Origin of the sequence: Cyanobium gracile PCC 6307 (assembly GCF_000316515.1) — a bacterium.
GTDB lineage: Bacteria > Cyanobacteriota > Cyanobacteriia > PCC-6307 > Cyanobiaceae > Cyanobium > Cyanobium gracile.
Window position 1 is genome coordinate 1,701,829 of the sequence record NC_019675.1, and the last position, 25,719, is coordinate 1,727,547.

General features: G+C 61.2%; 34 protein-coding genes and 1 pseudogene. 14 read left to right on the forward strand and 21 right to left on the reverse strand.

Going from position 1 to position 25,719, the window contains the following annotated elements; genetic code table 11:
- Positions 1 to 31 precede the first annotated feature (31 nt).
- From CYAGR_RS08260 to CYAGR_RS08275, 4 genes are all read right to left on the reverse strand, one after another.
- Positions 32 to 325 carry a PIN domain-containing protein gene (locus CYAGR_RS08260; protein ID WP_071881570.1) on the reverse strand — a complete coding sequence of 98 codons (294 nt, stop codon included), beginning with the start codon at positions 323 to 325 and terminating at the stop codon, positions 32 to 34.
- A 57-nt stretch (positions 326 to 382) separates the two neighbouring features.
- Entirely contained in the window at positions 383 to 652 is a 270-nt protein-coding gene (locus CYAGR_RS08265; RefSeq protein WP_043325600.1) for a prevent-host-death protein, read from the reverse strand.
- 240 nt (positions 653 to 892) lie between these two features.
- Complete coding sequence (brnA, locus tag CYAGR_RS08270) at positions 893 to 1,123, reverse strand: type II toxin-antitoxin system BrnA family antitoxin (RefSeq protein WP_015109348.1); 231 nt, start codon at positions 1,121 to 1,123, stop codon at positions 893 to 895.
- Complete coding sequence (locus CYAGR_RS08275; RefSeq protein WP_015109349.1) at positions 1,110 to 1,373, reverse strand: BrnT family toxin; 264 nt, start codon at positions 1,371 to 1,373, stop codon at positions 1,110 to 1,112. Before CYAGR_RS08275 ends, brnA begins: the two co-directional genes overlap by 14 nt.
- 274 nt (positions 1,374 to 1,647) lie before the next feature.
- On the opposite strand from CYAGR_RS08275, the gene CYAGR_RS18280 reads away from it, so the two are divergent.
- The gene (locus CYAGR_RS18280; protein ID WP_043325604.1) at positions 1,648 to 2,091 is read left to right on the forward strand and encodes a hypothetical protein; all 444 of its coding nucleotides are present in this window, start codon (positions 1,648 to 1,650) and stop codon (positions 2,089 to 2,091) included.
- Between the two features lie 213 nt (positions 2,092 to 2,304).
- Here the strand turns inward: CYAGR_RS18280 and CYAGR_RS08285 are convergent, their stop codons facing one another.
- Positions 2,305 to 2,511, reverse strand: coding sequence for an addiction module protein (locus CYAGR_RS08285; protein ID WP_216593335.1), 207 nt, complete (start codon positions 2,509 to 2,511; stop codon positions 2,305 to 2,307).
- A 164-nt stretch (positions 2,512 to 2,675) separates the two neighbouring features.
- Here CYAGR_RS08285 and CYAGR_RS18725 point away from each other — a divergent pair, with 164 nt between their 5' ends.
- The 4 genes and pseudogenes from CYAGR_RS18725 (at position 2,676) to CYAGR_RS08295 (ending at position 4,625) form a co-directional block, all read left to right on the forward strand.
- Positions 2,676 to 2,843: a hypothetical protein gene (locus tag CYAGR_RS18725; protein WP_172637167.1), complete on the forward strand. Its 168-nt coding sequence runs from the start codon at positions 2,676 to 2,678 to the stop codon at positions 2,841 to 2,843.
- 273 nt (positions 2,844 to 3,116) lie between these two features.
- Positions 3,117 to 3,389: pseudogene (locus CYAGR_RS19585) on the forward strand (HNH endonuclease); the annotation flags it as partial.
- A gap of 106 nt (positions 3,390 to 3,495) precedes the next feature.
- The gene (locus CYAGR_RS19590) at positions 3,496 to 3,633 is read left to right on the forward strand and encodes an HIT family protein (RefSeq protein WP_425386777.1); all 138 of its coding nucleotides are present in this window, start codon (positions 3,496 to 3,498) and stop codon (positions 3,631 to 3,633) included.
- A 50-nt stretch (positions 3,634 to 3,683) separates the two neighbouring features.
- Positions 3,684 to 4,625: an HNH endonuclease gene (locus CYAGR_RS08295; RefSeq protein WP_015109351.1), complete on the forward strand. Its 942-nt coding sequence runs from the start codon at positions 3,684 to 3,686 to the stop codon at positions 4,623 to 4,625.
- 177 nt (positions 4,626 to 4,802) lie between these two features.
- Here CYAGR_RS08295 and CYAGR_RS19125 read toward each other — a convergent pair whose 3' ends face one another.
- The 12 genes from CYAGR_RS19125 to CYAGR_RS08345 form a co-directional block, all read right to left on the reverse strand.
- Positions 4,803 to 5,072: a BrnT family toxin gene (locus CYAGR_RS19125; protein WP_015109353.1), complete on the reverse strand. Its 270-nt coding sequence runs from the start codon at positions 5,070 to 5,072 to the stop codon at positions 4,803 to 4,805.
- Positions 5,059 to 5,430 (reverse strand): hypothetical protein, encoded by a 372-nt coding sequence (locus CYAGR_RS19130; protein WP_015109354.1) that lies wholly within the window; start codon positions 5,428 to 5,430, stop codon positions 5,059 to 5,061. The genes CYAGR_RS19125 and CYAGR_RS19130 overlap by 14 nt, the downstream gene beginning before the upstream one ends.
- A 608-nt stretch (positions 5,431 to 6,038) precedes the next feature.
- Positions 6,039 to 6,821, reverse strand: a complete 783-nt coding sequence (locus CYAGR_RS17095) for an HNH endonuclease family protein (RefSeq protein WP_015109355.1) — start codon at positions 6,819 to 6,821, stop codon at positions 6,039 to 6,041.
- Positions 6,814 to 8,448 (reverse strand): AAA family ATPase, encoded by a 1,635-nt coding sequence (locus CYAGR_RS17100; RefSeq protein ID WP_015109356.1) that lies wholly within the window; start codon positions 8,446 to 8,448, stop codon positions 6,814 to 6,816. Before CYAGR_RS17100 ends, CYAGR_RS17095 begins: the two co-directional genes overlap by 8 nt.
- On the reverse strand, positions 8,449 to 10,314 hold the full coding sequence (locus CYAGR_RS17105; RefSeq protein WP_015109357.1) for a restriction endonuclease subunit S: 1,866 nt from the start codon (positions 10,312 to 10,314) through the stop codon (positions 8,449 to 8,451).
- Positions 10,314 to 11,831, reverse strand: a complete 1,518-nt coding sequence (locus CYAGR_RS08315) for a class I SAM-dependent DNA methyltransferase (RefSeq protein WP_015109358.1) — start codon at positions 11,829 to 11,831, stop codon at positions 10,314 to 10,316. Before CYAGR_RS08315 ends, CYAGR_RS17105 begins: the two co-directional genes overlap by 1 nt.
- Positions 11,831 to 12,229, reverse strand: a complete 399-nt coding sequence (locus CYAGR_RS08320; RefSeq protein ID WP_342662053.1) for a type II toxin-antitoxin system VapC family toxin — start codon at positions 12,227 to 12,229, stop codon at positions 11,831 to 11,833. Before CYAGR_RS08320 ends, CYAGR_RS08315 begins: the two co-directional genes overlap by 1 nt.
- Complete coding sequence (locus tag CYAGR_RS08325; protein WP_015109360.1) at positions 12,229 to 12,489, reverse strand: antitoxin; 261 nt, start codon at positions 12,487 to 12,489, stop codon at positions 12,229 to 12,231. Before CYAGR_RS08325 ends, CYAGR_RS08320 begins: the two co-directional genes overlap by 1 nt.
- A gap of 44 nt (positions 12,490 to 12,533) precedes the next feature.
- On the reverse strand, positions 12,534 to 15,890 hold the full coding sequence (gene hsdR, locus CYAGR_RS08330) for a type I restriction-modification system endonuclease (protein WP_015109361.1): 3,357 nt from the start codon (positions 15,888 to 15,890) through the stop codon (positions 12,534 to 12,536).
- Entirely contained in the window at positions 15,887 to 17,695 is a 1,809-nt protein-coding gene (locus tag CYAGR_RS08335) for a GmrSD restriction endonuclease domain-containing protein (RefSeq protein WP_015109362.1), read from the reverse strand. The genes hsdR and CYAGR_RS08335 overlap by 4 nt, the downstream gene beginning before the upstream one ends.
- 3 nt (positions 17,696 to 17,698) lie before the next feature.
- Positions 17,699 to 18,079, reverse strand: coding sequence for a hypothetical protein (locus CYAGR_RS08340; protein ID WP_015109363.1), 381 nt, complete (start codon positions 18,077 to 18,079; stop codon positions 17,699 to 17,701).
- Positions 18,076 to 18,534, reverse strand: a complete 459-nt coding sequence (locus CYAGR_RS08345; RefSeq protein WP_015109364.1) for a hypothetical protein — start codon at positions 18,532 to 18,534, stop codon at positions 18,076 to 18,078. The genes CYAGR_RS08340 and CYAGR_RS08345 overlap by 4 nt, the downstream gene beginning before the upstream one ends.
- Positions 18,535 to 18,833: 299 nt before the next feature.
- Here CYAGR_RS08345 and CYAGR_RS08350 point away from each other — a divergent pair, with 299 nt between their 5' ends.
- The 4 genes from CYAGR_RS08350 (at position 18,834) to CYAGR_RS08365 (ending at position 21,073) form a co-directional block, all read left to right on the forward strand.
- Positions 18,834 to 20,258: a DUF3427 domain-containing protein gene (locus tag CYAGR_RS08350; protein WP_051017094.1), complete on the forward strand. Its 1,425-nt coding sequence runs from the start codon at positions 18,834 to 18,836 to the stop codon at positions 20,256 to 20,258.
- 76 nt (positions 20,259 to 20,334) lie between these two features.
- Complete coding sequence (locus tag CYAGR_RS08355; RefSeq protein WP_015109365.1) at positions 20,335 to 20,532, forward strand: type II toxin-antitoxin system HicB family antitoxin; 198 nt, start codon at positions 20,335 to 20,337, stop codon at positions 20,530 to 20,532.
- Positions 20,532 to 20,744, forward strand: a complete 213-nt coding sequence (locus CYAGR_RS08360; protein ID WP_015109366.1) for a type II toxin-antitoxin system HicA family toxin — start codon at positions 20,532 to 20,534, stop codon at positions 20,742 to 20,744. The genes CYAGR_RS08355 and CYAGR_RS08360 overlap by 1 nt, the downstream gene beginning before the upstream one ends.
- Positions 20,744 to 21,073, forward strand: a complete 330-nt coding sequence (locus CYAGR_RS08365) for a DUF3427 domain-containing protein (RefSeq protein ID WP_071881638.1) — start codon at positions 20,744 to 20,746, stop codon at positions 21,071 to 21,073. The genes CYAGR_RS08360 and CYAGR_RS08365 overlap by 1 nt, the downstream gene beginning before the upstream one ends.
- A gap of 55 nt (positions 21,074 to 21,128) precedes the next feature.
- On the opposite strand, the gene CYAGR_RS08370 is transcribed toward CYAGR_RS08365, so the two are convergent.
- Positions 21,129 to 21,503, reverse strand: coding sequence for a type II toxin-antitoxin system VapC family toxin (locus CYAGR_RS08370; RefSeq protein ID WP_015109367.1), 375 nt, complete (start codon positions 21,501 to 21,503; stop codon positions 21,129 to 21,131).
- A gap of 23 nt (positions 21,504 to 21,526) precedes the next feature.
- Positions 21,527 to 21,787: an antitoxin gene (locus CYAGR_RS08375; RefSeq protein ID WP_015109368.1), complete on the reverse strand. Its 261-nt coding sequence runs from the start codon at positions 21,785 to 21,787 to the stop codon at positions 21,527 to 21,529.
- A 77-nt stretch (positions 21,788 to 21,864) separates the two neighbouring features.
- Here CYAGR_RS08375 and CYAGR_RS18290 point away from each other — a divergent pair, with 77 nt between their 5' ends.
- From CYAGR_RS18290 to CYAGR_RS19400, 3 genes are all read left to right on the forward strand, one after another.
- Positions 21,865 to 22,173, forward strand: coding sequence for a hypothetical protein (locus tag CYAGR_RS18290; RefSeq protein ID WP_015109369.1), 309 nt, complete (start codon positions 21,865 to 21,867; stop codon positions 22,171 to 22,173).
- Positions 22,174 to 22,323: 150 nt separating this feature from the next.
- Entirely contained in the window at positions 22,324 to 22,569 is a 246-nt protein-coding gene (locus CYAGR_RS08385) for a hypothetical protein (RefSeq protein WP_015109370.1), read from the forward strand.
- Positions 22,569 to 22,697 carry a hypothetical protein gene (locus CYAGR_RS19400; RefSeq protein WP_015109371.1) on the forward strand — a complete coding sequence of 43 codons (129 nt, stop codon included), beginning with the start codon at positions 22,569 to 22,571 and terminating at the stop codon, positions 22,695 to 22,697. The genes CYAGR_RS08385 and CYAGR_RS19400 overlap by 1 nt, the downstream gene beginning before the upstream one ends.
- Here CYAGR_RS19400 and CYAGR_RS08390 read toward each other — a convergent pair.
- Positions 22,679 to 24,352 carry a protein adenylyltransferase SelO gene (locus tag CYAGR_RS08390; protein WP_425386798.1) on the reverse strand — a complete coding sequence of 558 codons (1,674 nt, stop codon included), beginning with the start codon at positions 24,350 to 24,352 and terminating at the stop codon, positions 22,679 to 22,681. The two genes, CYAGR_RS19400 and CYAGR_RS08390, sit on opposite strands and share 19 nt — an antisense overlap.
- Before the next feature lie 161 nt (positions 24,353 to 24,513).
- Here CYAGR_RS08390 and CYAGR_RS08395 point away from each other — a divergent pair, with 161 nt between their 5' ends.
- The gene (locus CYAGR_RS08395; RefSeq protein WP_015109373.1) at positions 24,514 to 24,744 is read left to right on the forward strand and encodes a DUF433 domain-containing protein; all 231 of its coding nucleotides are present in this window, start codon (positions 24,514 to 24,516) and stop codon (positions 24,742 to 24,744) included.
- Positions 24,741 to 25,088: a DUF5615 family PIN-like protein gene (locus CYAGR_RS08400; protein WP_015109374.1), complete on the forward strand. Its 348-nt coding sequence runs from the start codon at positions 24,741 to 24,743 to the stop codon at positions 25,086 to 25,088. Before CYAGR_RS08395 ends, CYAGR_RS08400 begins: the two co-directional genes overlap by 4 nt.
- Before the next feature lie 31 nt (positions 25,089 to 25,119).
- Here CYAGR_RS08400 and CYAGR_RS08405 read toward each other — a convergent pair whose 3' ends face one another.
- Positions 25,120 to 25,701 (reverse strand): Uma2 family endonuclease, encoded by a 582-nt coding sequence (locus CYAGR_RS08405; protein WP_015109375.1) that lies wholly within the window; start codon positions 25,699 to 25,701, stop codon positions 25,120 to 25,122.
- Positions 25,702 to 25,719 lie beyond the last annotated feature (18 nt).

A 25,719-nucleotide genomic window follows, 5' to 3' on the forward strand; every position in this document is an offset into this window, starting at 1 on the left:
ACCGCGGCGGCATTTGGTGAACGGAATGGGCTCAGCTCTCCAGGTAACGCTCCACCGTGTTGGTGGTCCAGGTTGCGATACCGATGCCGAAGAAGTTCTGATCCTCCGTCCAGATGGCGCATTCCAATTGCAACGCCAGGGCCAGGGCAGGCCAGTCATCCTTGTCGCGGATCCTCGCCAAGGCCTCCTCCTTCGCCGACCCCAGCACGCTGTTCTCCACAACCTGGACAATCAACAGCAGGCTAAGCAAAGCCACGGCGCAGACCTCTGCACTGAGACCTCTCTTTCTGCCGAGATCAGTCACGTAGGCGGCAGCCTCAGCCACGTTGGCTTCAGTGAATGAGGATGTTCGCGTCCAGGACCAGGCGCTTGCGCTCCACCCTCAGGCCGATGGCTGCTCACGGTGCCCCTTCCGCCAGGCCTTGAAGTCGGCACTGAGCTCGTCTTCGCTGAGCCCGAGACGGTCCAGTTCAGCCTGCATCAGCCGGCCAGCCTCCAACACTTTCTCCCGATCACTCAGGTTGCCTTGCTGGGGCAAGGGCACGTAGAGGCCAATGGTGCGGCCATGGCGGGTCACCTCAATCGGCGTGGTCGATTCCAGATGGGAGGCCAGCCTGGACCTGAGTTCACGGATCCCAATACGGGTCGCCACGCCTTCCTCCTGCCAAATGTGTACACATCCTAGGGCTGGCTGGGGAAGTCGGCCGGCGATAGCGGTGGCGGGTATGGACTGGGGCGGCACAGCCACACCAGGAGCCGGGTTGGCTGCAGCCGCCAGGCGCCCACGCCAGAAGGGATCCCAGCAGGGTCGCCCTCCTGACGGGCCGCCCAAAACCAAACCTGGCCCGGCCGCCCGGCTAGATCCTTCTAGATAGAAGTCTCAGTTCAGCTCTCAAGCAGACGTCCGCTGCTCCAGCCGCTCCGCGAGCCACACCTTGATGATCGACTGACGGGTGACGCCGAGGCGGCTGGCTTCGCGATCGAGCTGGTCGATCATCCACACGGGGATGTCAACGTTGACGCGTTTCTGCTCGAGCCGACGGCGACGGGCACCACCGAGGTCGAGGGCGTCGAGCACGGACTCGCCGGCATCGAAACGTTGATCGAAATCAGAACTGTTCATAGAGCTCCACCTCTTCTGGTCTGGACCGCCGAACGGAAATCAATCGGATGCTCTGGTCGCGGTAAGTGATCACGGCTGACCAGTGCTTGAGGCCAATCCTGCCGATCACCAGAGATCTCGGTTCCCCGGTGGTGCGGGCCGGAAGCTCCAGGAGCTCCGAATCGTTCCAGAGCTGCTGGGCAGCAAGGAAGTCGATGCCGTGCTTGGCAAGGCTGGAGTCACTCTTGAGCGGATCGAACACGAACTCCATACGGTGCTAATTCTATACCTTTTCGGCTCTCTTAGGCATCTCCGAATCAGAAAGCCCCCGTCCTCGGGACAGGCTGTTGGATCCCGGTTATCTCCCTTCTGCCTGCCGTCCACCCTCACAACGACGGGCGCCTGTCCACGCCACGGACAAGAGCACGGGTCGGGGACTGGGGCGGCACACCCACGCCAGAAGGGATCCCAGCAGGGGCACCTGCCTGACGGGCCGCCCAAAACCAACCCTGGCCCGGTTGCCCGGCAGCCGCCACCATCACTCCATGGCCACCAGCCCCTCTGCTGCCTTCCTTCGCCTGCGGCACTACATCGCCGAGCGCAGGCGCATGAGCCCCATCGACCATCCGCTCATGCTGATGGAACTGCTCGGCCGCCGCAGCCAGGCCCCGGCGCAGGGCGTGGCCCGGCGGATTCTGGGAAGCGCATGGTGGGCCGGGTTCACCTTCAACGGCATCACCGCCTATGGCGATGGCCACGACAGCCTGATCGGCGGCGAAGAGTTGAGCGATGGCGGTACCTGGCCGAAGGCCAGCGTGGCGGAGCCACTACGCGACGAGCTGCTTGAGCTCTGCTGGGAACGTCTCGACGCATTCCGAGACCATCGGCATGCTGCAGGCCCTGTTCTTCGGCCTCATGGAGAAGGCCGAGTCGCCCCAAGGCGAGCGCGAATCCAGATCGGATCGCGACGACAATCGAGGATGGCGTAGATGTCGATGCTCGTCGCCTCTATCACGTAGTAAAGCGCAAAGGGAAACCGCCTGATCAACATGCGATGAAACCCATCGACCTGAAGATGAATGCCGCTATAGATAGTCAATGATTGAACATCAGCTTCGACGGCATCCAGAAAGCGATTGCCCAGCCCCGGTGCCTGAAGTTCGTAGAACAACTAACCGTTCCGGAGATCATCCCTGGCCGCATCAAGGAGCCTGATATCCACGAAGCTCAGCCTTGAGGTCAGTCATGGCGTCGTTCCAAGACTGAAACCGGGCGGAACCCTGCTCGAGCTGGTTGCGGCGCCGCCCTAATTCATCGCGATGCCAGGCAGGCGATACGACCTGATCGGGCGTGGCGGAGAGATCCGCCCATAGGAGTTCCATCGCCTCAAGTTTGTCTTCCAGACTCATCTGCCCCAGGGGAAGATTCGCCGCCATCAGCCGAGGCCTCCAAAGGGGCATGGCATGGATTTTAGAGTCAATGCAGTCAGCAAAACGAAGCAGGCCAGAAGTCCAGAGGGCTGTTGTCCTCCTGACAGGTGCCACCCCCGTCACACCCCAGCCAGGATGCCCCCATGCCCCCGCCCCCATCCGCCACCTACCAGCGCCTGCGCGAGACCATCGCCGATCGCATGCGCATGAGCCCCATCGACCACCCCCCCATGCTCATGGAGCTGCTGGGGAGGAGCAGCCCCGCCCCAGCGCAGGACGTGGCCCGGCGGATCCTGGGCAGCGCATGGTGAGCAAGGTTCACCTTCAACGGCATCACCGCCTGCGGCAGCGTCGCCTACAGCCTGATCGGCGGCGACGAGCTGAGCGACGCGGAGCGCGACGCGCTGCTGCAGCTGTGCCGCCAGCGCCTCGATGCCTTCCGCGAGCAGCGCGGCGAGGAGGTGTTTGCCCACCGCAGCCGCCACCGCACCCCGATCAGCGGCTCGGTGAAATACAGGGTTCTCACCCGCGCCCGGGGCCGCTGCGAGTGCTGCGGTGCGCACGAACACCAGCGCGCCCTGGAGGTGGACCACATCGTCCCGAAAAACCAGGGCGGCTCCGACGCCATCAGCAACCTGCAGGCGCTCTGCTTCCGCTGCAACGCCGGCAAGCGGGACACCGACTGCACCGACTTCCGCGGAGTGCAGTCCAGCTACGGCCACCGCGAAGCGGGCTGTGTGTTCTGCGCGCTGGAGGGCAGCGGCCGGGTGCTGCTGGAGAACGAGCTGGCGCTCTGCATCGCCGACGCCTATCCCGTGAGCGAGGGGCACAGCCTGGTGATCCCGCGTCGTCATGTTGCCGACGGGCTGGAGCTGCACCAGCCTGAGTGGAACGCCGTGGTGGAATTGCTGAAGCTGCGGCGAGAGCAGGCGTGCCCAGGACGCCACGATCAGCGGCTGGAACGTGGGTCTGAACTCAGGCGTCGCGGCGGGGCAGACGGTGTTGCATGCCCACTGGCATCTGATCCCGAGAAGGGAGGGTGATTGTGAGCAGCCGCTGGGAGGGGTGCGGGGGGTGATCCCGTCGAGACAGGCCTACTGAAGACAGCCAGTCACACCTCAGCTACAACGAGGCAACTACTGGCCGGATCCGTGCCCTCCTACTGGTGGGTGAACCACAAGCAGACCTACCGCCAGGAGACCGACGGCGGCTACATCTGGTCGCCGAAGGCCAATGCCAACGGCGCGCGCAACGTGACCTACGACAACCTCAGCCGCTGCCAGCGGGGGGATGTGGTGTACAGCTATGCCAATGGGCGGATCAGCCAGCTGGGCCTGGTGGAAACGGCGGCGATCACGGCCACCAAACCGCCGGAGTTCGGCACGGCCGGGGACAACTGGAGCCAGGAGGGCTGGTTGGTGCGGGTGAACTGGCAGCCGCTACGCCAGGCCCTGGTACCGCAGTCGTTTTTTGCGCTGCTGCAGCCGCTGCTGCCGGAACGCCACAGCCCGATCAGCACCAGCACAGGCCGGGGAAACCAGGGGGTGTACCTGGCAGGGCTGAGCGAAACCCTGGGGCTGCTGTTGCTGAAGCTGATCGAAGAGCACGCCGATGCCGCGGTGCGGGTGCACCTGGTGGTGCTGGCGGAAGAGGGCGACTACACCGCTGCGCTGCTCGATGACATGCAGCGGTTGCGGGAGGTGCCCAGCAGCACCGAGCGCGATGCGCTCACCAAGGCGCGGCTGGGGCAGGGTTTGTTTCGCCATCGGGTGTCGGAGCTAGAGCCGGCCTGCCGGGTCACGGGCCTGGCACGGCAGGAATTCCTGGTGGCGAGCCACATCAAGCCCTGGCGATCATGCGACAACAGCGAACGGCTGAGCGGCGCCAATGGCCTCCTGCTCTCCCCCCATGTGGACAAGCTGTTTGATCGCCACTGGATCAGCTTCGATTCATGCGGCGAGCTGATCTGGCAGCACGAGGCAGCAGGGGAGGCCTTGCGCTGCTGGGGCATCGAAGGAGCGAACCTGATCCGACCGTTCAACCGCGAGCAGGAGGCGTTCTTGAGTGCCCACCGAGAAGCCCTGAGGCACTGAGGCCTATGGGGTCAAGTTGCTTGGGATGGTTTGGCCACAAAGAGCTGATCAGGGTGACCAGGGCGCTTGATCACGGCGTGCGTGAGATCTTCCTCCGTGATTTCAGGGATCTCCTCATACTCTTCGGGTTGGATGACATGGGCATCCACGCGCTGAAGATCAGAGTGGATCTTGCCTTCAGGAGAAGTCGGGGAATAAATGACGTTGCTCTCGTTCATTGGCCTTTCGCATGGAGATGATGTGCCTGATGCCGTTGCGCTCCGTGTAGACCACGATCACGGCGCGACCCCGCAGCCATCCAATGCAGACGATTCTGACTTCACCATAGTCTCGCCTTCGATCGGGGACCTCGATCGTTGGGCCGGCGAAGACAGCCTCAGCATCGAGAAAATCCAGGCCGCGCTGCTCCAGCTTTCGCAGGCGCTTGGCCGGGTCAAAGCGGATCACCGGGCAGGAAGCGCTGGATGAAGCTCGCCAACGGCATGGGCCCGCAGCGGGGATTCCAACTGCCGCCGACTGGGATCCGACGCCAGCACTGCACCTGTAGGTGGGGGTCTGCGCCGGAGACGAGCTGCACCCGGTAGCGGTACTCGGCATCAGCCGCTTGCTCAGGACCCTGGATTGTCTCCCCCTTGGGCTGGGTACTAAGGAAGGCATCAAGGAAGGAGGAGGGTTCAGGCGTTTCGCGCAGGGCTTGCACAAAGCGCCAGGCGGAGCCGGTGGGGTAGCCGTCTTGGTAGTGGTAGAGATGGCGCCCAGAGGCTCCAGGAAAACCGGTGAAGGTATAGACGGCACGGGTGGCCAAGGGGGTTCAGCGGCTGCTCTTGTCAGTTCCACCACTGGATCAAGGGCACCCCAAAACCGGGCGAAAGCTCAATGTTGTAAGATATTCTTTGCGCGTTGCATTTCTGCATTAAAAGTTCATCCCTGTCGATCTCAATTCCCATCAGGCCAAGCGAACTGCGATATTCAGGCAATACTGTCACGAGCAAAGATTACTTCAGATGCTAGCCAACTGCGGCGCACTACAGCCGCCAGGCTTGGGAATAGTCAGTACACAGATCGAGCGAGCAATATCAAAATCATACAGGATAACTTTAGGCGATCAATTCAAATTCATAAACACTAATCCCTATCATGCCGAGTACGCGATTCGGTCTGATCAGCCTGTCTGCCAGATTGGTTCCATAATCTCCTACGTGTTCATTGCTTGAAGGCTGAGCCTATTCCGGTAAATGCCAATAAGAATGGGTAAATACACAGACCGAAGATCCACCTTGCTCTAAAGTCATCCCAAGAAGAATATGAGCGACCAGAGACCCCAGACAGATGCAAGTCAATACGAAACCGAGCATAGTTGACAAAGATCTAAGATATTCAACTCGATCCAAGCGGCGACTCCTTGGCTTCCCATTAAACTGTTCTAAGCAAGCCAGGGATCCACTTATTATAACGATAACCGTCGAGGATTCGTCTTGAGAATGAAGAGAGCTCCGCTTCGGGGTTAATCGCCTCTGCCAGACTCCTAAGGTGCTCCTCAAAAGATACGTCGATCGCAGGCATCCCAGTCTCCGTGTATGGAAAAAGCTTCTCAGCCGCATGAATAATCCGAACAAGTTTAGTTGCCAACACCATTCTTCGATCGACAAGATCTTGATGATCGAGGTGGTACAGTCGAATTGAGATAGCTGCTCTTAAGTGGCGAGTTTCGCTTTCATCATTTGAGTAAGTTGGTGATGGCTGGCCGCTCTCATCAAAGTCGATCAAACCGGGCTCATCCGGCTGACAAGGATCAAGTAGAAGCGGGCATTCATCCACTTCTTCTGCGAGGCAAGTTGCTCTTTTTGTCTCGTCCAAAAGAGGAAAGTCGTCACCCTTACCACCAATTCGATTGTTCTCTATATCGCGTCTACGACTATTGCAGTAAGTGCAGGCGAAACGGTAGTTCTCCCACCTGAAGGCTGACCAAGGGTATAATGACTTGGGTCGGAAGTGATCAACCGCATTATCCGAACGCTCTTGAACAGTCTCGCAGTAATAACACTTATCATAAGACAGGCTTTGTAGAGGTTTCTTGCATTCTTGCCAAACACCTGAATGCTTATGAATATTCGCATGACCTGCGCCAATTGCAGTATGTGCTCTGAGGGTCCATCCGCTGGGCAATGCAATACTGTCAAGCTTGATTTCACGCATCTCTATCACTCCCTGGCAGATCACCTAGAGCCTTCTTGATGAGTCTGTCAGCTTTCTCTTCTTCAGAATCAAGGAGGTCAGAACTGGAATAAGTTGACAGGGCAGCACTACGATTCATACCAGCCATCAGCTGATCTCGTATTGCGGGATCACGTACTTGGTACCTGAATCCGTAGGTCTCAAGCTCTTCTGTGAGCTTCTTCAGCTCTTGCTTATCATCGTCACTTAAAACCTGCTTCGAGCTAATGCTCCTCTTGTTTTGAAGAAGTGCCTGGGTATAGGTGTCAAGTGCAGCACTGAGATCAAACATATCACTGGTCATGACACCGGCATAGCCCATCCCTCTGGGATGAATATCAGGAGGAACAGCAGTAATCACTTGAGACTCGCTATCCCTCTTCAAAATCTGTACCTGCTCCTTCACCAGCTCCGCAACGGCAATAGGGTTATGAGTAGCCAGAAGTACATGACTGGTCTGGTTAATGTCATTAGCATCGGCAAGAAAATCACGGATATCTTGAAGGTATTCAACACTCCACCGTGGATTCAGATGCGTATCTGGCTCGTCCAAAAGGAATAGGCTTTCCTCCGCAGAGGTGAACTGAAGTAATCCAAGCACGGTCAGTAACTGCTGTTCCCCTTCGCTCAGCTCGCGGAACGTTACAGAGCCGTCGTTCTTCTTCAGTTTGATCCTGATCCGCACCTCATCGATTAGGTCGGACACGTGGGTGCTCTCAAGGTCGCGGAAAAACTCAGCAAATGTCTTCTCTTTTGACAGCTCCTTGAGGGCGTCGATATCTTTGAGAAAAAGATATAGATACTCAAGCGTCCGAGATCGGCCTAGGCTATACACTTCCCGTCTCCTAATGCGAATTGGTGCCAATGAGAGTTCATACAGCCTGGCGAGAAAATCACGTACTATACCTCTAGAGTTCCAGAATCTTTTATCACCGTCGGCAGCATTCTTCTTGTACCAATAGGGCTGCTTAAGCACAAACAGCACGGACTCAATTCCGCCCTCCTCCAGGCCAAGTCGCTTTTGCAAGAAATCTTCGGTCTGCCTTTTGTTATTCACGATGAACGTCAGTAACACAAAATTGCTGTGCACAGGTTCAGCGAAGAACATGCGCTTCGGTCCCGGGTTGATGCCGCCTCTAAGTTTGAAATCGTAACCCCTGAGATAAGGGTAAAAAAGGGGCTTTATCCTTTTATTCTCGCCCGAGTAATAGCCAAAGAGAAATTGCGGCAAGTGCTCTGACTTTTCGCCTACCAGCTTCGAGCGACTGATCGGAGCGCCACCCAAATCATCGAACGAGGCACCCACCGGATAAGGCTTCTGCTGATCACTCTTGCGAATTGTCTTTGCCTTATAAGAAACTTTTCTATGAGGATCCGCATCGATAAACATCCAACGATCTCGAATCTCGTAGGCGATTCGATACTTGATCGTTGGGATTTTCTCATTAGTCAGGAGATCTCTAAATATAACCGTCAAAGCTTCGAGAACATTCGATTTGCCGGTACCATTTCGACCAATCAGGACCGTGATAAGATGGTCTTGAGAGAAATTGATCGTCAAATCCCTTAAATTCTTGTATTCGTCTATCCAAAGCCAGTCGATCCGCATTTAGGCCACCTTGAGACTCGACAGTTTCAACCAATCTTCATCAACACGCCGCTGAACATCAACGAGACCATCTTCGACTTGCTCCTTGAGCTGGCTATAAAACAGCTCCAGATCGTCAGATGACGAACCATCAGAAATACCCATCTCCTCGCAAGCCGTTGAGGCAGATATCCAGGTCTGGTGCTGTTCAAGTATCTGAATCAGGTCTTTCTGCATTGGACTCCATCCTTTGAGATTATCTGTAGGCTTGGGCTTGCTGACGCGGCTGGGACTTTTTTCACCCTGGGTCGTCTCGTCGCCTGTTCGTACTAAAAATACCCTGGATGGCTCATCGGTTGGAACAGGGGTGGGAGCAAGGGAGCTCAGTTCCGAGTGGGCTAAGGGCTTGTGCCGCCCGCGCCGCGAGGGTTTGCCTGCAGCGGCGTCCGCCTGACGGGACGCCCGGATCCGTTCCAGCAGCTCCCACGCGGGTTCGTCGCTGGGATCCTGGACCACCAGCTCACCGCGAAAAGCCTTGGCCAGTAGGGCAGACGTAAGGCGATCGACAATCTTGCGGGCAGCGCTGAGCTTGGCTTCGAGTTGATCAGAGAGGGAGATTAAATCATTCACGCGCCGAGAAACTTCCTCTTGCTCCTCAATGGAAGGAAGTGGTATCTGCAAAGCGCGCACATCTCCAATATTGATACCTCTTACTGCAACGCCTTTAATGGCGCGTCTCATGCGCGACTGAAGGATTTCGGATTGAAGAGCAATCATGATGTAGGAAGAGTCGACCACCTCTTGAATTGACAACCTGGCGGAGTCCTGTGTTATATTTGCGCCGATCAGCTCTGCAGGAATTGAGATCAGACGACCCACTGTTCCTCTGATTGAAATCAAGAGGTCACCAAGCTCAAGGCGCGATCGTTTATACAGCTCGTCTATTTCTTGTGAAGTTTTTCGGATGCCATCAAGGCTCAGCTTGTTTCCCGGATAGTCGGCAACCCGAACATATGGAATGCCATTTGAAAGCTCAGGGCCTGGCTTCAGAATCCCATAGGTTATAGGCCGCTCGGGCTTAACAATGTCCCTCAAGCAAACAAGCTGCCATCCATCAGGAAAGTCTTGATTACTTAGGTCATGTACGCCTTCTGTTGGAGGAGCAGCGTTGCCAGCCCTGTGACCTCCAGAATTCTGATGATTGGTTCTCAGATATCTCGCTAATCCGGCAGCATCAATGCTATCTGGTCTCTCTTCTCTCCACTCCCGCGTCAACTCCCCCGACGTCGCCGCCGCCAGCACCGCCTGACGAAAGCGCTTGAGGATCGCCGCCACGCCATCGAGCCGCTGGCGGCAGGCCTCGACAGCGGCGAGGGTGGTGTCAAGCTTGGCGGCGATGCGGCGTTGTTCATTGAGAGGTGCAAGTGGTAACTGGCTTTCGAGTACAAATGCCTTGGGAACACGCTGTTGTCCCACGGCTCCAGTCATGACCATTTCTCCGCTGGTCAAGAAGGATCTCGTCTTAAAATGGGCCAGAAGATATCGAGGATCTAACGCATCAGCAAAAGGACGGAAGACGATGTATTCAGTGCTGCCAGCGCCAAGCCCGTTCGGGAGATCTCTGGCGATACCAGCTTTCCCATTCTCGAAGCTCGGAGTGATGCGGGCAAGCAAGACATCTCCGTTCTGAAATTGTGTATACCCCTTCTTTACCTCCTTCCACACTCGTGGTTCGTGCGTGTGTCTAGACAGATAAGTAACCCCGAGCCTTTGAAGCGGAACGAATCCCACCTCCGTCTCATCAGCAGTTTCATTCTTCGGCCCTACATTTGTCAGCTCCCCGACCGTTGCCATGGCCCAGCCCACCGGCAAATCCCGCTCCTCCATCACACCAACTCCTCCACCTCTTCCCCTAGCTCCAACAGGATCGCCCGTAGATCCTCCAGCGCCCCTTCCAGCTCCACCATCGCCTCCTGGGCCAGCAACGCCGGTTCCGGCAGGTCGGCGCCATCTTCGGTGGAATCGTCCTTCAGCCAAGCCAGATCCAGGCTGTCGCCACGAGCGGCGATCTCCTCGCGGTTGAAGCACTGCCAGCGCCCTTCCGGCCCGGAGGCCGTGCGCGGCGCCAGGCCCAGGGGATCGTGGCCATAGGCCGCTTCGAACTCTGCGAAGTTCTCACGGGTGAGGGGGGTGCGCTTGCCGAAGGCCGGCATGTTGGCCCGCAGGTCGTACACCCACACTTCTTTGGTGTTGCCCCGATCGCTGCTGCCGCGTGTAAAGAACAGCACGTTGGTCTTCACGCCCTGGGCGTAGAAGATGCCTGTGGGCAGGCGCAGGATCGTGTGCAGGTTGCACTTGTCCATCAGGTCCGCCCGGATCTGCTTGCCCACGTTGCCCTCGAACAGCACGTTGTCCGGAAGTACCACCGCCGACCGGCCGCCGGGTTTCAGCGCCCGGTAGATGTGCTGCAGGAAGCAGAACTGCTTGTTGCTGGTGGGGAAGGTGAAATCGGTGCGGCTCGGCAAGCCGCCGCCCTTCTTGGTGCCGAACGGTGGATTGGTGAGGATCAAAGTGGCCGGAGGCAGCCCTTGGCCATCACTACCGAGGGTGTCGCCATACCAGATGCCGTGCTTCCCAGGGCTGGAATCCAGGCCGTGCAGCATCAGGTTCATCAGCGCCAGCCGGTGCGTGTCCTGCACGTGCTCCATGCCGTAGAAGGTGCGCTCGTAGAACTGCTTCTGCTGCGCCGTATCCAGCTCGCTGATCTCTTGGTGGTCGCGGATCCACCGCTGAGCCGCAATCAGAAAACCTCCGGTGCCGGCGGCCGGATCCTGGATTACATCCCCCAGCCGTGGTTGCATCACCGCCACCATGGCATCGATCAATGGCCGGGGGGTGAAGTACTGGCCTGCCCCGGATTTCTTCTCCTCGGCGTTCTTCTGCAGCAAACCCTCATACAGATCGCCCAGGCCTTCCTGGCGAGCGCTGTACCAATCGAGCTTGTCGATTTCGTCGACCAGCTTTTTAAGCGTGACCGGCTTCTTGATGAAGGTACTGGCGTTGGCGTAGATCTCAGTGACGATGGGCGAGACAGGGCTGGCATCCTTTTCTTCTTCTTCCGGTTCTTCTTCTTCCGGCCCTTCGTTGGACTGGGATGAGCTGCCCAGCTTCAGCAGCAGCTCTTTGTAATGATTGAACTGGCTGAGGCCCTGCAGGGTCTCCAGCACGTCCCAGCGCCATTCCGCCGGAATGCCCTCTTCCCGGCCTGTCTCCTTGGCCATCTTCAGGAACAGGAGGTAAGTGAGCTCTGTCACGTACTGGTGATACGTGACCCCGTCGTCTTTCAGAACGTTGCAGAGGTTCCAGAGCTTGGCGACGATGCTGTGTGTAGTGGTCTCTGCCATCACCAGGCCTCCAGGGTGAGCTCGTCCACGTTGGCGAAGGCCTGATCGGCCGTCACCAATGCACACCCTTCACTGAGGGCGTGGCTGGCGATCAGCAGATCCATCGCCGCCAGAGGCTTGCCATGGCGTTCGAGATCGGCGCGCAGCCGGCCGTAGATCCTCGCGCACGCTTCCGACCAGGGCAGGATCTCCAGGGTCTCGAGGGTGGCCTCCGCCAGCTCTTGTAACCGCGTCGCCGCCGGCAGCTTCTCCAACCCGTAGCGGATCTCGGCCACCACAATGGCGGACAGGCAACAGCGTTGATCACGCACCCAGGCATCCAGACGTGGCGAGCGACATTTAAGAAGGGCGCTCATGGCGTTGGTGTCCAGCATCAACCTCTCGTTCCCCGCAGCCATCAGGGAAAGTCCACTGGTTCGGCAGGACGGGTGTCGTGCAACCCCTCGAAAAACGCATCCAGTTCGGCCTGGAAGCCAGGCTCCTGCAGCAACGCATCCCTGAGCTCCAGCAAGGCACTGGCCGATGGCCGCACCGGCGTCAGCACCACGGCTCCGGTTTCCGGGTCGCGCTCAATCTCCACTTCTGTGCCCTCGAATCGAAAGGCAGCCGGCAGGCGCACCGCCTGGCTGCGCCCATTGCGGAACAGCTTGGCGCGCATCGTCCCCGCGTGATGGATACCAAGTCTAGACCGCGGTGCCATCCTCAGGCCGCCTCCCACACGGCTTCGTTGAAGCGGTGCAGCACCTGCTCCAACTCGCCGCCAAACAGCTTGTCCAATCGTGGCCAGCCGCCCCCCTCGCGTTGGAACAGCAGGGCGTCGTCGTCGAGTGCTTCGCGATCCACGATCGTGATCGCCTTGGTCTGGTTGGCGATGCGTTGCAGCCACTGGCGTTGGGGCGTCGTCCATGGCTTCGAGGCCAGGATGCGCTGCAGGGCCTTTTCCACCCGCTGCTCGTAGGGCACCAGCGGATCACCGAGGGCCGCCTGGCGGATGTAGCCCATGATCGAAGCGGCCATGTCCTGGTTGGTGGTTTCGCGCCAGGCGGTGGCCAGGGTGGCCTCGTTGTAGCCCCGCTGATCGAGGGCGAGCCTCAGATCCCGCAGATCTTTGCGTGTGAGTTCCCACGGCCGCTGCAGCACGGTGGTGAGGGCGGGTAGGTCGTTGCCCGGATCCCGCACGAAGGCTGAGAAGCCATCGAGGTAGTCCTCCGGGCGGGTGGCCTCTCCATAGCCCCGCTCAATCGATCGCAGCTCGTCGTGATGCTCGGAGAGGAACTGGGTCTCGGCGGGGCCGTCCCACTGCTGATCCAACAGCTCAGGCAAACCGTGGATGGTTCCCAGCCAGCGGCTCGCCTCCTGGATCGGCAGCTGCTGCAGGCGTTTGATGAAGTCAGCAGGTTCTTCGCCGGTGAGCAAACGGAACTGAGCCGTGTGGATCTCGCTCAGCCGATGTTGCTTGCGCCGCAGCTTGGCGATCAGCTGCTGACGCACCAGCTCGCTCTCCTCGCCCTCCGTGGTGTCCAGCTCTTGGATCAGCTGGCTGAAGGTGATGGCCGGGTTCACCACCACCGGCTTCATGTCCGTGAAGTTCTCCAGCGCTTCGTAGATCCGAACCGCATCAAAGATGCGGAAATGGGTCTTATCGATCGCATCACACAGACGGGTGGCGCGGCCGATCATCTGGTCGTAGAGAATACGGCTGTTCATGCGACGCAGGAAAACGATGTTGCAGATCGCGGGCACATCCACACCGGTGCTGAGCAGATCCACCGTGACGGCAACATTGGGAAAGACTTCGTTCTTGTAGCGGCGGATCTGCTCCTTGGGCTTATCACTGGCACCGGTGATCTTGGCAACTGCATCATTGGCCACGCTGCCGTAACGCTCCTGGAAGGCCTCTTTGAGCAGCATCACCACCAGATCGGCATGGGCGTCGCTGGCGCAGAAGATCAGAGTTTTGTAGGGGGAAAAAGGATCCAGCTCATCGGCGAGCGCCTCGCAAACCACGCGGTTGAAGGACTCCGTGATCACCTTGCGGTTGAAGGTCTCCACCTCAAAACGTAACTCATCCGGCGTCGTGAATTTCTCAATCTGCGTGGTGGCTGGATCGTAGATTTTGACCTCGTCTCCAGCAGCCCATCCAATGCCTTCGCTGGAAAGTTCGGTGTTGATCCGAATCGGCGGCTCGTGGTCCACCAGGAAGCCATCGACCACCGCCTCGCGGTAGCTGTACACGAACACCGGTTGGCCAAAGATGCTCACCGTGTGCAGGGCCGGCGTGGCCGTCAGGCCGATCTTGACCGCATCAAACATCTCGAGCACCCGCCGGTACTTCGAGACGTAGTCGCTGAAATCCCGAAAGCGAAGCTCCTTATCACTCAGCTCCCGATCCAGAAGATACCCCCGGTGGCATTCATCCACCACGATCAGATCGTAGGTGTCCACCGTGGGCTTGTCTTCCTCACTGCCTAGCAGCAGTCGCTGCACCATCGCCTGCACAGTGGCGATGTGCACCCGTGTATCGGTTTCAACTTCGCGCTCGCCAAGTTCCTTGATGCCGTAGATGTCGGCGAAGCTCTGCAGGCTCTCCATCCGCGTTTCCTTGAAGGCATCGGCGGCCTGGGTGCCCAGTTCCGAACGGTCCACCAGAAACAGCACCCGCCGGAATCGCCCTGTTTTGAGCAGCCGATAGATCAGGGCCACGCAGGTTTTGGTTTTGCCCGTGCCGGTGGCCATGGCGAGCATGATCTCCCGCTGGCCAGCTGCAATCGCCGCTTCGGTGGCCTCAATGGCACGGCGCTGGTAGGGCCGCAGCGGAAAGCCAAAGCTGAACGATTCCCGCCGCAGTTGCTGATCGGCCAGGTCCACGTCCTGGCGCGCCAGCGCCTTGAGCCCTTCAGGTGAATACCAGCGTTCGAGGGGTCCGGAGAGATTTTCACTGCGGCGAAGGTCGCGGAACCAGATGCCGCTCTTGGTGCGCAGTTGGTTCAGGAAGGGCCGGCCATTGCTGGAGAAGGCGAAGGGGATGCGGTACTCGCCCTCTGGACCCCAACCATCGCTCTTCAGTTCTGTTTCAACGCTTGGCTGGAAGTCCCGGCAGTAGCGCTCAGCTTGGGGCACCTTGCCCGCCACATCGGTGTTGGCCCGCTTGGCCTCCACGGCCGCATACGGGGACAGGCCGACGAACAGCACGTAATCGGCTGGCCCGCTGCTGGTGGGCCATTCGGCGATGGCCAGGTTGCGGTTCTTTTGTGGTCGTGCTCCTTTCCCGTGGCGAAGAGTCTGCGTGTCCGCCTCCCAGCCTGCTTGCCGCAACTGCTCATCGATCAGTTGGCGTGTGGAGGCCTCATCCAGTTCGATCGAACCAGCGGCCTTCTTGGCCGCCTGCAGCAATCCCGCCGACACCGCTGCCGGTTGCCGGGCCGCGGCGCTCTGGAGGGCTTGCAGTTGAGCAGTGAGGGCAACCTTGTCCGCCTCGGCCGCTTCGGCCAACTGTTCCCACTGCTGCTGCTCGTCGAGAGCCTGTTGCAGCTGGGCCTCCGTGGCGCTGAGCTGCTCGGCCACGGCTCCTCCCTGGGCGCGGAAGGCATCGAGCGCGCTCTGCAGGGCGGCCAACTCCGCACGAAGCTCCTCGCTTTCGTCTGCCGGGGGCTGCGGAGGACGAAAGGGACCACTGCGGAACTCAGGATCCGAGAAGGTGCGGTGAAACCACACACCCAATTGCCAGGCGATCTTGAGGGTGCTCAGGGCGCTGGCATGGTCGCCGTAGAGCCCATGGGTGGCGTCATTTCCTGTCGTGCGCAGATCATGAAAGAGAGCTGCCACCTCACGCTCGATTAGGCCATCGAACTCCAACCGCCGAATCAAGGCCAGTTGCGTCTCCTGGGCGCTGGTGAACACGCCAAACCGGGACGCCACCTGCTGGGCCAGCCGTTCACCCAGCTGCCGCAGCTTGATCAGCGCCGTATTGGAATCCTCGGGGAAATAGCGCTCCGCTAGCGACCCAAGCCGGAACAACTGCTCGTCGTAACGGCGTAGATGGGCGAAGTTGGTGCTCACAGCACCGCCACCCACTGGCGGATCTTCTCGGCCATCAGCAACCTGCGCTCCACCAGGAAGGCGTCGTAATCCAAGGATTCGCCATCCAACAGCGACGTGGGCAGACAATTCATCACGAGATTGGCTCTCAGCTCTGCTGGATCGGTGATCCCGCCGTAACGCTTAGGTCCACCGTTCACCTGCTCGCGCAGCTCGCCGAAGTAGACCTCGGGTGCTTTGTCGCCAATAGCGATGTTGATCTCGCTCTGGGCCATCACGAAGTTCGCGATCTGGTTGTAGCTGCTCCTGGAGGCCCCTCCCCGCTGCAGGTGCTTGCGGGGGAACACATGGTGCTTGTCGCCGCGATTGAGCAGAAGGTCAACCACTCTGATCCCTGCTGAAAGGAAGCCGCGATCACCAAGCTGGGCCTGGGCCGCCTGGTAGGCGATGAAGTACGGGCTCATTGCTGATGAGGTGTCCATCAGCTGCGGCAGCATCCCCGTCCAGAAGGTGGTGGGTAGTTCGTTCTCGATCACCGCTTCGGCATAGGTCCTCAGACCCTGGGAATCAATCTGCCGGATGTCGAGGTCGAAGGCCGTTTCCGGGCTTCCGGAATATCGGCCAGTGAGAATTGACATCGCAAACCATCGCCGCACCAGACTCTCGATGTCGGCGGCGGGCAAATTCTCGCGCCTGCCCCTCAGATAAAGAATGTAGGCAAAGTTGATGGCATTGCGGCTGCGAATCAGATCACTGGTCACAAACCCAGCCGACTTAAGGATCATCGTGATCCGATCGAAGTGGGTTTTGCTCATGAACGCCAGAACACCCTGCTTCAGCTTGGCGAACGATTCCTCAGCAATGATCTCCTCGTATTGCTTGCTGGCAAAATTCCGTCCTGACAGCAAGGCGACCAGGTCCTGGAGCTTGCCTCGGCCGAATTCCGAGGTGAAAGCCACCCGCAACATGTCGGTATAGGTGGGGTCGTAGAGGTCGTCATTGACGTCCTTAAGCCAAGCCATCTTGGCCAGAAATTCTGACTTGGCGAACTCAGGATCGTTCTTCTCGATCTGGGAGTAAAAGTCTGGCGAGATCGCCAGGTGACAGAAGTATTCAATCGCTTTGCGCAGGGTATTGCCGCCATAGGTCTCGTTGACGGCGATCTTCGACATGGCGAAATCAGCCTGGGAGAGCTCTGCACCAGCCGAGTTAACGCGGATGAAGATCTCGGTAACCGTCTCAATATCAAGATCCTCCGCCAGCTCGATCAAGCCAACAGAGTTGTTGACGATCTTCAGGAGCCTTTGCAACGACTTGCCAACCCGATTCCGATCAATCTCTGGGTTCCGCGCAACATACGAATCAGTCTGTTCGAAAAGATCAGCATCCGTCTGGAAGAGCTTCGAGACGTCTGGAATCCAAAGCGAATTCTTGGCAATGGCAGGGTTGCTCACTTCAAAGCTGGGCTCGTCACCCTCTGCCAGCGGGTTAAAGGCAATGCGGATCCGCACCCGCTCGTAGTCCTTGGTCAGCACCTCCATTTCCAAGAGGGAGGCCATCAGGGCCGTCACCCTTTGCTGGCCGTCGATCAAGATGCGCTTTCCGGCGGACGATGTGCCGTCCTTGAGCTTGACCGTGGGGTTGCGCCAGGCAATCAAGTAGCCCACCGGGAACCCCTGGTACAGGGAATCAAGCAGATTCCGCACCTTCGTGGCTTCCCACACAAAAGGTCGCTGAATCTCTGGGATAGCGATTTCGCCGCTCTTCACCCAAGTCAGCAGGGTGTCGATGGGGTGAGGGGTAACCGAGTAGCGCTGCGTGGCCATCTCTCAACCCTCCCCAAGCAACTGCTTCACAAGAGCGATCAGCTCCTTCTTCGTGAAACTCTCCAACGGGGGCGGCGGTGGGGTCACGCCATGGTCTTCCAGAACTTTGGCCAAAGCTGCCTTTTGCAACTTGGACGTGCCTTTGATTCCATGCTCCCTGCACAGTCGCTTGAGACTGGCCACAGACTGCTTCAGGAAGCTGCCCTTGCCCAGCAGGGCTTTGGGGGCCTGTGTTCCTCCTGGCTGCGCATCCTGAAGTGCTTGCAGGGCAGAACCGGAGCGCTGAAGATGGTCGGCCACCCGGCGATACACCCGGGCATCAGTGCCTGCCAGCTGCCGGTTGGTCTGCTCCAGCAAGTCGGCGATCGACGGGCCCGCGCTCATGGCTGCCCACCAAGCTGGTCCGAGGGATTGGTTTCCTCGACCGCTTCGGCAGCCAACGCAGCAGCCTTGGCTTTCACCGTGCGCCAGCGTGTCGCCTGCTCAATCAAGCGGCGGAACATCTCCACGAGCCAGAAGCCGCTTTGCCGCTCGCTCTCGTCGATCAGGCCCACCATCGCATCGCCCGTTTCCTCCAGTTCGCGGATCACGCTGCCGAGCTTCGCGTTGAGGGCATGAAGGCGAGCCTTGGCCCGCCCCTCATCGGCCAGATCCGCCTCCAGCTCCACCAGCTCCCGCTGCAGCTCGGTAATCACCACCCCCCGCCGGTCGCTTTGGGCCTTGAGCACGCCCCGGGAGCGGTTGGCCGAGACCAGCGCCGCCCGGCAGTCCTGGTAGGTGCCCTCCAGAGCCTCTGGATCTGGCGTGATCGGGAATTCGCTAGCCGAGCGGAGGGGCATCGGGACTCGAATGGCTGACCCAAGGATTGCCGATTGTGAGCCGTTTTGGCTGGGTCAGCTGGTGGGAGGAGCGATCAGGGCTTCCGTAGGGAGTCCTCTGGTATCTGCCGCCACATCAAGACAGGCCTTGTAAGAACGATTCCGTCCAGCTGATCGACTTGCTCTGCCCTTCTTCAAGTGGAGCGACCTGCGCCTGATCCTGCGCGAACTCGCCGCCAAGGTCACCCACCTGGCGTCGATGCGGGCCCTGGGCTTCTGCGTGAGCGTCGAGCACGCCCGCTGGATGGCCCGCAAGGTTCGTGGCCGCCGGCCTGGGCGCCGCTGCCTTGGATGCCTCCAGCCCCCGCGACGAGCGCGCCGGGCAGATCCGCCGCCTGCGCGCCGGCGAGCTGCAGATCCTGTTCGCCGTGGATCTGTTCAACGAAGGCCTCGACATCCCCGAGATCGACACGGTGCTGTTCCTGCGCCCCACCGAGAGCCATCTGGTGTTCCTGCAGCAGCTCGGCCGCGGGCTGCGCCTCTGCCCGGGCAAAAGCTGCCTCACCGTTCTCGACTTCATCGGCCAGGCCCACCGCAACTTCCGCTTCGACCTGCGCTACCGCGCCCTGCTCGGCGGCACGCGCGACCAACTGGAGCAGCAGATCGAAGCGGGCTTTCCCTTCCTGCCGGCCGGCTGCAGCCTGCAGCTCGATCGGGTGTCGAGCGAGCGGGTGCTGGCCAATCTGCGCGAGTCGCTGCCCACGCGCCGGCCCCAGCTGCTCGCCGAAGCCCGCCGCCTCGGGCGCTGTTCGCTGGCGGGGGTGCTGGCGGGGCTGGGGATGGAGCTGGGGGAGTTTTACAGGGTGGCGGGGTCGTGGGCGTTGCTGCAGCGGGAGTTGGGGTGGGGAGCCGGGGCGGCCCCAGGGGAGCCCAGCGACGATGAGAAGCGGCTGGGGCGGGGGATTGCCGGGGGCCTGCTGTACCTCGATGACCCCGAGCGCTTGCGTTGGCTGGTGGATCAGCTGCAGCGGCCCGTGGCGCCCGATCCAGCGGCTTTGGATCCTGTGGCCGAGCGTCGCTGGCGGATGCTGCTGGCCCAGCTGTGGGGCAGCGGCCGCCAGCACCTGCCCCTGGCTGAGGCGTTGGTGCGGCTCTGGGCCGCCGCCGCCATCCGCGCCGAGCTGGTGGAGCTGTTCGAGCTGCTGCTGGAGCGCACCGATCACCTGGTGGCGCCGCTCGCCTGGCCGTTTCTGGCCGATGGCGAGACAGCCCCGCCGGTACCCCTTGGCCTGCACAGCCGCTACTCCCGCGCCGAGGTGTTCGCTGCCTTTGGCCTGCTCAACGACACCCGCACCTTCCCCGGCCGCGAGGGGGTGTTTTTCGATGAAGCCACCCACTGCGACGTCTTCTTCATCACCCTCAAGAAGTCCGAGCGCCTCTTCTCCCCCACCACCCGCTACAACGACTACGCCATCTCGCCATGGGAGTTCCACTGGGAGAGCCAGAGCCTCACCCGGGAAGCTTCCGCCACCGGACAGCGTTATATCCACCACCGCGGGCGCGGCAGCCGGGTGCTGCTGTTTGTGCGGGAGGAGAGCAAGCGCGGTGGGGTGACGCTGCCGTTTCTGTGCCTGGGCTTTGCCGACTACGTGAGCCACGAGGGCGAGCGGCCGATGGCGATTCGGTGGCGGTTGCACAGGGCGATTCCAGGGGGCTTCTATCCGGAGTTGGCGCTGGCGGTATGAGGAGGCTGGGAGGCTTCGTCACAGAGGCCAGCTCCATGCCGCTTAGCCTGAACGCAGGTCAGGGAGTCAGACCGGCATGAGCTACCGCATCCGGCTGTTGGAAACCGAAGAGGGTTGGTCGGTGAGCTGTCTTGACCTGCCCGGCTGCCACTCCCAGGGAGCCAACAGGGACGAAGCACTGGCGAACATCCGCGAAGCGATAGCCCTCTGGCTGGAAGTGGAAGCGGAGGAGGGTGGCGTGCGCAGCGTGGAGACGATGGAACTCGCCATCTGATGCCGCGGCTGCCGGGAATCAGCCAGAAGGAGGCCGTGAGGGTGTTTCTGAAGCTGGGGTATCGGATTGTCCGCGAGTCGGGTCATCTGATCCTGAGCAATGGCGAGCGTCGGCTTGTGATCCCAAGACACGACCCCATCAACGCCATCACCATGGGCGCAATTGCGCGCGATGCAGGTCTGACGCCTGAGCAGTTCCGCCAGCTGCTGTGATGGTCGAAGCGGAGCTTCTTAACGGTGCCCCCACCACCCGCTACAACGACGTCGCCATCGTCCCGTGGGAGTGCCACTGGGTGAGCCAGAGCCTCACCCGGGAAGTCTCAGCCACCGGTCAGCGTTCTATCCACCACAAGGGGCCCAGCAGCCGGATGCCCCTGGTTGTGCGAGAAGAAAGTAACCGGGGCGGGATGACACTGCCGTTCCTTTGCCTCGGCTTTACCGATCACGTGAGCCACGAGGACGAGCGGCCGATGGCGATTCGCTGGCGGCTGCACAGGGCGATTCCGGGGGCCTTCTATCCGGAGTTGGCGGTGGCGGTGTGAGGGGGGGCAGAACGCCAAGTAGGAAGGCACCTGGCCACCCCCTGCCTGCTGGCCATTACCAGGCCTCCAGGTGCAGATCGGCCACATGGGCAAAGGCCTGATCCGCCGTCACCAGGGCGCAACCTTCGCTGAGGGCATGGCTGGCGATCAGCAGATCCATCGCCGCCAACGGCTTCCCGTTGCGTTCGAGATCGGCCCGCAGCCGGCCATACACCCTGGCGCAGGCTTCTGACCAGGGCAGGATCTCCAGGGTCTTGAGGGTGTTCTCCACCAGCGCCTGCAACCGCGACGTTGGCGGCAGCTTCTCCAGGCCGTAATGGATCTCCGCCACCACGATCGACGACAGGCAACAGCGTTGCTCACACACCCAGGTATCCAGGCACGGCGACAGGCCTTTCAGAAAGGCGTTCACGGCGTTGGTGTCGAGCATCAGCCTCCCCCTTGCCGCAGCCATCAGGGGAACTCCACCGGTTCCGCAGGGCGCGTGTCGCGCAACCCCTCGAAAAACGCTTCCAGCTCGGCCTGGAAGCCAGGTTCCTGCAGCAGGTCATCCCTTTGATCCAGCAAGGCGCGGGCCGATGGCCGCACCGGTGTGAGCACCACAGCGCCACTCTCAGGATCGCGATGCACCTCCACCTCCGTGCCCTCGAAGCGGAACTCGGCCGGTAGCCGCACCGCTTGGCTGCGGCCGTTGCGGAACAACTTGGCGCGCATGGCACCCCCACAGTTGATCGATATCAAGTCTAGACCAATGATGAAATCCCACAGCGCACGACAGGCCTGGAGCGCCCATGCGTCTCGCCGAGCTGCAGCAACTGCCCCCACGGCTCCATGAGCTGCTCACCCGCCATGGCGCCTGTAATCCGGCGGTGTTCGGCTCCGTGGCGCGGGATCAGGCCCGAACTGAAAGCCACGGTGGAAGCCGAAGCCATCTCCCTGTGATGGAGGCGAGAGATGGTCAGGCTCTGGGCGTTATCAAAGGCATGCTGGATCGGGCTCTCGGCAACCCGATTGACAACGAAGAGACATTCCTCGCCAAGGATGACCTCCAGGATGCGGAGATCCGTCGTCAGATCGACGGCATCCTCAATCAGGGCTGAGGACACCTGCCCGCGCGAAGGCGTGCTCTGGCACCAGCCCAGCCTTACCGATCTGCTGTTCATCACCCTGCGCCAGCGTCACCGAGGCGTCGAGCGATGCATGCAAAACGCATGCGCCGCGAGTGGCCTGGTTTCACGACTGGCGCAGCCATGCCATCTCTGCAGATCCGCGACCTGCCTGAACCGCTGCACTGGTTACTGCAGCACCGTGCCCAGCTCCACAAGCGCAGCCTCAGCCAGCAGGCGCTGGTGGATCTCGAGGCCATCGCCGGCGAGGATGCACGCGAGCGTCGCCGCCTTGTGCGTGACCGCATCGCCCGGCGCGGGCCCCTGGCCACCGCGCTGGCCGGAGATCAGACGCCGGAAGCGCTGATTCGCACCGAGCGCGAGCGCTGATGGCCCTCGCCTGCGTTCTCGATGCCTCGGCTGCCATGCGGCTGATCCTTGGGGATCCCGCCGCTGCTGCCGTGACGGAGCAGATCCGCGAAGCGGCGCTGAGCGCCCTTCAGGACGAACAGCTGTAGTGCGACACCCCTCCGGCGTTGAAGAACTCCCGGGGCTTCAGGCGGTCGTAGGTCGCCGCCAGCTCGGTAGGCAGGGCGTCGTAGGGATGGCGGAACACCTTCTGCAGTTCCCTGACCAGGCCGTAGTCACCCTGCGCCGCCTGTTCATAGGCCGGGGCGATCAGCCATTCGCGCCAGGTGACCGCGGGATTCACTCGCTGCATCGCAGCGGCTGTCTCGCCGGGGTCGCCGCTGCTGGTGACCTGAGCCCGCCAGCGTTGCAGCCAGCTCGTCCACTGGGCATCGAGTTCCTCTGAGCAGGGCAGGTAGAAGCTCTCCTGCAGGGCCGAGACGTGCTCGGGGATATCCGAAAGCCTCCGGAAGAAGATCGTGACGTCCACCTTGGAGGCCACCATCAGCTGCAGCAGGTCCTGCACCAGCTCGGCGTCGTAGGTGATCAGGCCGAGCTTGCTGGCCCACATCGCGTCGAGCTCCTGGCCCATCGCTTCCGCGAAGCCCTCCCGGAGCTGATCAAGCTTTGCCAGCGCCTCGGTGTTGCCCTCGAGCAGGGGGCGGAGGGAGGCCCAGAACATCTGGAAGTTGGCTTCCGCCGCTACCGGTTGGTTGAAGAAGCTGAAATGCTGGCCGCCGCCGGTCCAGGGCTGAAAACGGGGGTCGAACAGTTCGCAGAAACCGAAGGGGCCGTAATCGAGGGTGTAGCCGCCGGCCGCGCAATTGTCGCTGTTGAAATTGCCCTGGCAGTAGCCCACCCGCATCCAGTTCGCCACCAGAGACGTGAGCCGTCCGCGGAACAACCGCGCCAGTTCCACCACCTGGTCAGCGAACTCGAGAGCCGGATCAATCTCCTGGCGGTAGTTGCGCTCAATCAGGTGCTGAACGATCAGCTCCAGCTCGTGTAGCGCTTCCGGATGGGCACCGCTGCGGGCGCGGCGGGCGAACAGCTCCAGCTGGCCGACCCGCAGAAAGGAGGGGGCCACCCGTGTGGTGATCGCCACCGGGTTGTCCACCAGGATGTCGGGATCGAACGAGCGGGAGTTCGCCGAATACCAGGGCCGGCGCACGGTTTCCGATCGGGACACATAGAGCGTCAGCGAGCGGGAGGTGGGCACCCCCAGGGCATGCATGAACTCCTGCGCCAGAAACTCGCGCACGCTGGAGCGCAGCACGGCCCGTCCATCGGCGCCGCGGCAGTAGGGCGTGGGTCCGCCGCCTTTGAGCTGCATCTCCCAGCGCCGGCCGTTGAAGACGCCTTCGAACACGGAAATGGCCCGGCCATCGCCATAGCCGTTGCCGGTACCGAACGGGCACTGCTGGATGTATTCGCTGCCGTAGATCGAGAGCGCATAGCCGGTGGCCCAGCCGAACGGGCGCATCGGCGCCTGCGCCGCCGTGATGTCACCGGAAAACAGTCGGCGGAAGGACGCGTCGAGGGCCAGCCCATCGCTCAGGCCCAGCTCCTGGAACAGGGTGCGGCTGTGGGCCACAAGCTCCGGTGCCGGCAACGGCGTGGGCGTCACCGGCACGTAATGCCCGGAGAACACCTGGCGGGGCCGGTGATCCTGGCCATCGCCGCTGGCCTGTGGATCCGGCCGCAGGGAATCCAGCAGCGAATAGTCGACCCGCTGGGCAAAGTCCGCGAAGGTGGATGTAGGGATGGCGGTGGGCTCTGCTGTCGGCACGGCGGTCGTCACGGGTCTCTCGGGTGTGGCGCGGCCCGGGCAGGGCCCTGACGCTGGGGTGATCATCCTGGCGAGGCTGTCGCCAGGAGTGGCGAGGTTGCGGCCATCACCCCGGTTGTGCGGTTTAGCCTTGAACCATGGACTTCCAAGGGCGGATCACCATCAACCCTTCCGTGCGCTTCGGCAAGCCCTGCGTTCGCGGCACCAGGCTCACGGTGGGTGATGTGCTCGGCTTTCTTGCCAGTGGCATGGGTGAAGCGGAACTGCTGGAGGACTTCCCGCAGCTCAGCCATGACGACGTGCTGGCTTGCCTGGCCTATGCAGCAGATCGGGAACGCCTACTCCTCAGCCTGACCACGGCGGCGTGAGCGTCCAGCTGCTTCTGGATGAGAACCTTTCCGAGCGTCTGCTGCCTTTGCTCTCCGGTGGGTTCCCAGGTTCAAGGCATGTGCGGCTTCTTGGGTTGGGTGGGGCCGACGATCTGGCGATCTGGGATCGGGCTCTCCTTGACGGCGACCTGTTGGTCACCAAGGACGAGGATTTTCTGCGGATCAGCATGAGCCGCGGTTTCCCTCCGAAGGTCATCTGCCTAGCCATCGGTAACGCTGGCAACGCAGCCACGGCTGGGCTGCTGCTTGATCACATCGATGCCATCGAGGCTTTCTCGTCCCACCCGGAGGCAGGTTTTCTGGTGCTCAGCCCGGGCCCCTAGCTCCCATGGGAATGTCCGGGTTCGCCACCCGTCAGCCGTCCCAGATCTTCTCCAGCTCCAGCCGCAGCCCAGGGAGTTCCGGCTCCCCTTCCAGCACCGCCAGCCCCTTCAGCCTCAGCGGTTCACCGCTGCCGTGCCACACCTCCGCAACACGGGTTTCGGGCAGCAGCAGCCAGCCCAGCCGGGCCCCATTCGCCTGGTAGGCGGCCATCTTGCTTCGCAGGTCAGGCAGACGGTCCGATGGGCTGGCCAGCTCCACCACCAGCTCAGGACAGAGGGGCGGAAAACCCTGGCGCTCGTCGCTGGAGAGGGCCTGCCAGCGCTCCAGTCGCACGGCACTGGCATCCGGACTCAGCACGGAGCCATCGGGCAGCAGGAAACCGGTGGAGCTGTCGAACACGCACCAGCCGGGCTGGAGGCGGGCCCACAGACCCAGCTGCACAGCCAGCTGGTTGTTGCGCCGGCCGGTTTCGCCGCCTGCTGGGGTCATCTCGATCAACCGCCCGTCCGCCGCCAGCTCCAGCACCGCCTCCGGATTCGCCGCACAGAGTTCGGCGAACTGGGCCGGCGTGAGCCGCAGCGCTTCGCTCAGTTGGCGGGGCAGGGTGAGCATGGCCCTGCGGGGGCACAA

Excerpts from the sequence above, each read along its gene's own strand:
- CYAGR_RS08360 (WP_015109366.1), top strand. The coding sequence starts at position 20,532 with ATGCCGCGGCTGCCGGGAATCAGCCAGAAGGAGGCCGTGAGGGTGTTT.
- CYAGR_RS08405 (WP_015109375.1), bottom strand. The coding sequence starts at position 25,701 with ATGCTCACCCTGCCCCGCCAACTGAGCGAAGCGCTGCGGCTCACGCCG.
- CYAGR_RS08355 (WP_015109365.1), top strand. The coding sequence starts at position 20,335 with ATGAGCTACCGCATCCGGCTGTTGGAAACCGAAGAGGGTTGGTCGGTG.
- CYAGR_RS08395 (WP_015109373.1), top strand. The coding sequence starts at position 24,514 with ATGGACTTCCAAGGGCGGATCACCATCAACCCTTCCGTGCGCTTCGGC.
- CYAGR_RS08365 (WP_071881638.1), top strand. The coding sequence starts at position 20,744 with ATGGTCGAAGCGGAGCTTCTTAACGGTGCCCCCACCACCCGCTACAAC.
- CYAGR_RS17105 (WP_015109357.1), bottom strand. The coding sequence starts at position 10,314 with ATGGAGGAGCGGGATTTGCCGGTGGGCTGGGCCATGGCAACGGTCGGG.
- CYAGR_RS18725 (WP_172637167.1), top strand. The coding sequence starts at position 2,676 with ATGCCCCCGCCCCCATCCGCCACCTACCAGCGCCTGCGCGAGACCATC.
- CYAGR_RS08370 (WP_015109367.1), bottom strand. The coding sequence starts at position 21,503 with ATGCTCGACACCAACGCCGTGAACGCCTTTCTGAAAGGCCTGTCGCCG.
- CYAGR_RS08340 (WP_015109363.1), bottom strand. The coding sequence starts at position 18,079 with ATGAGCGCGGGCCCGTCGATCGCCGACTTGCTGGAGCAGACCAACCGG.
- CYAGR_RS08385 (WP_015109370.1), top strand. The coding sequence starts at position 22,324 with ATGCCATCTCTGCAGATCCGCGACCTGCCTGAACCGCTGCACTGGTTA.
- CYAGR_RS18290 (WP_015109369.1), top strand. The coding sequence starts at position 21,865 with ATGCGTCTCGCCGAGCTGCAGCAACTGCCCCCACGGCTCCATGAGCTG.
- CYAGR_RS08315 (WP_015109358.1), bottom strand. The coding sequence starts at position 11,831 with ATGGCAGAGACCACTACACACAGCATCGTCGCCAAGCTCTGGAACCTC.
- brnA (WP_015109348.1), bottom strand. The coding sequence starts at position 1,123 with ATGAACAGTTCTGATTTCGATCAACGTTTCGATGCCGGCGAGTCCGTG.
- CYAGR_RS08275 (WP_015109349.1), bottom strand. The coding sequence starts at position 1,373 with ATGGAGTTCGTGTTCGATCCGCTCAAGAGTGACTCCAGCCTTGCCAAG.
- CYAGR_RS19400 (WP_015109371.1), top strand. The coding sequence starts at position 22,569 with ATGGCCCTCGCCTGCGTTCTCGATGCCTCGGCTGCCATGCGGCTGATC.
- CYAGR_RS17095 (WP_015109355.1), bottom strand. The coding sequence starts at position 6,821 with ATGCGTGAAATCAAGCTTGACAGTATTGCATTGCCCAGCGGATGGACC.
- CYAGR_RS08285 (WP_216593335.1), bottom strand. The coding sequence starts at position 2,511 with ATGAGTCTGGAAGACAAACTTGAGGCGATGGAACTCCTATGGGCGGAT.
- CYAGR_RS17100 (WP_015109356.1), bottom strand. The coding sequence starts at position 8,448 with ATGCGGATCGACTGGCTTTGGATAGACGAATACAAGAATTTAAGGGAT.
- CYAGR_RS08345 (WP_015109364.1), bottom strand. The coding sequence starts at position 18,534 with ATGCCCCTCCGCTCGGCTAGCGAATTCCCGATCACGCCAGATCCAGAG.
- CYAGR_RS08375 (WP_015109368.1), bottom strand. The coding sequence starts at position 21,787 with ATGCGCGCCAAGTTGTTCCGCAACGGCCGCAGCCAAGCGGTGCGGCTA.
- CYAGR_RS18280 (WP_043325604.1), top strand. The coding sequence starts at position 1,648 with ATGGCCACCAGCCCCTCTGCTGCCTTCCTTCGCCTGCGGCACTACATC.
- CYAGR_RS08325 (WP_015109360.1), bottom strand. The coding sequence starts at position 12,489 with ATGCGCGCCAAGCTGTTCCGCAATGGGCGCAGCCAGGCGGTGCGCCTG.
- CYAGR_RS08335 (WP_015109362.1), bottom strand. The coding sequence starts at position 17,695 with ATGGCCACGCAGCGCTACTCGGTTACCCCTCACCCCATCGACACCCTG.
- CYAGR_RS08320 (WP_342662053.1), bottom strand. The coding sequence starts at position 12,229 with ATGGCTGCGGGGAACGAGAGGTTGATGCTGGACACCAACGCCATGAGC.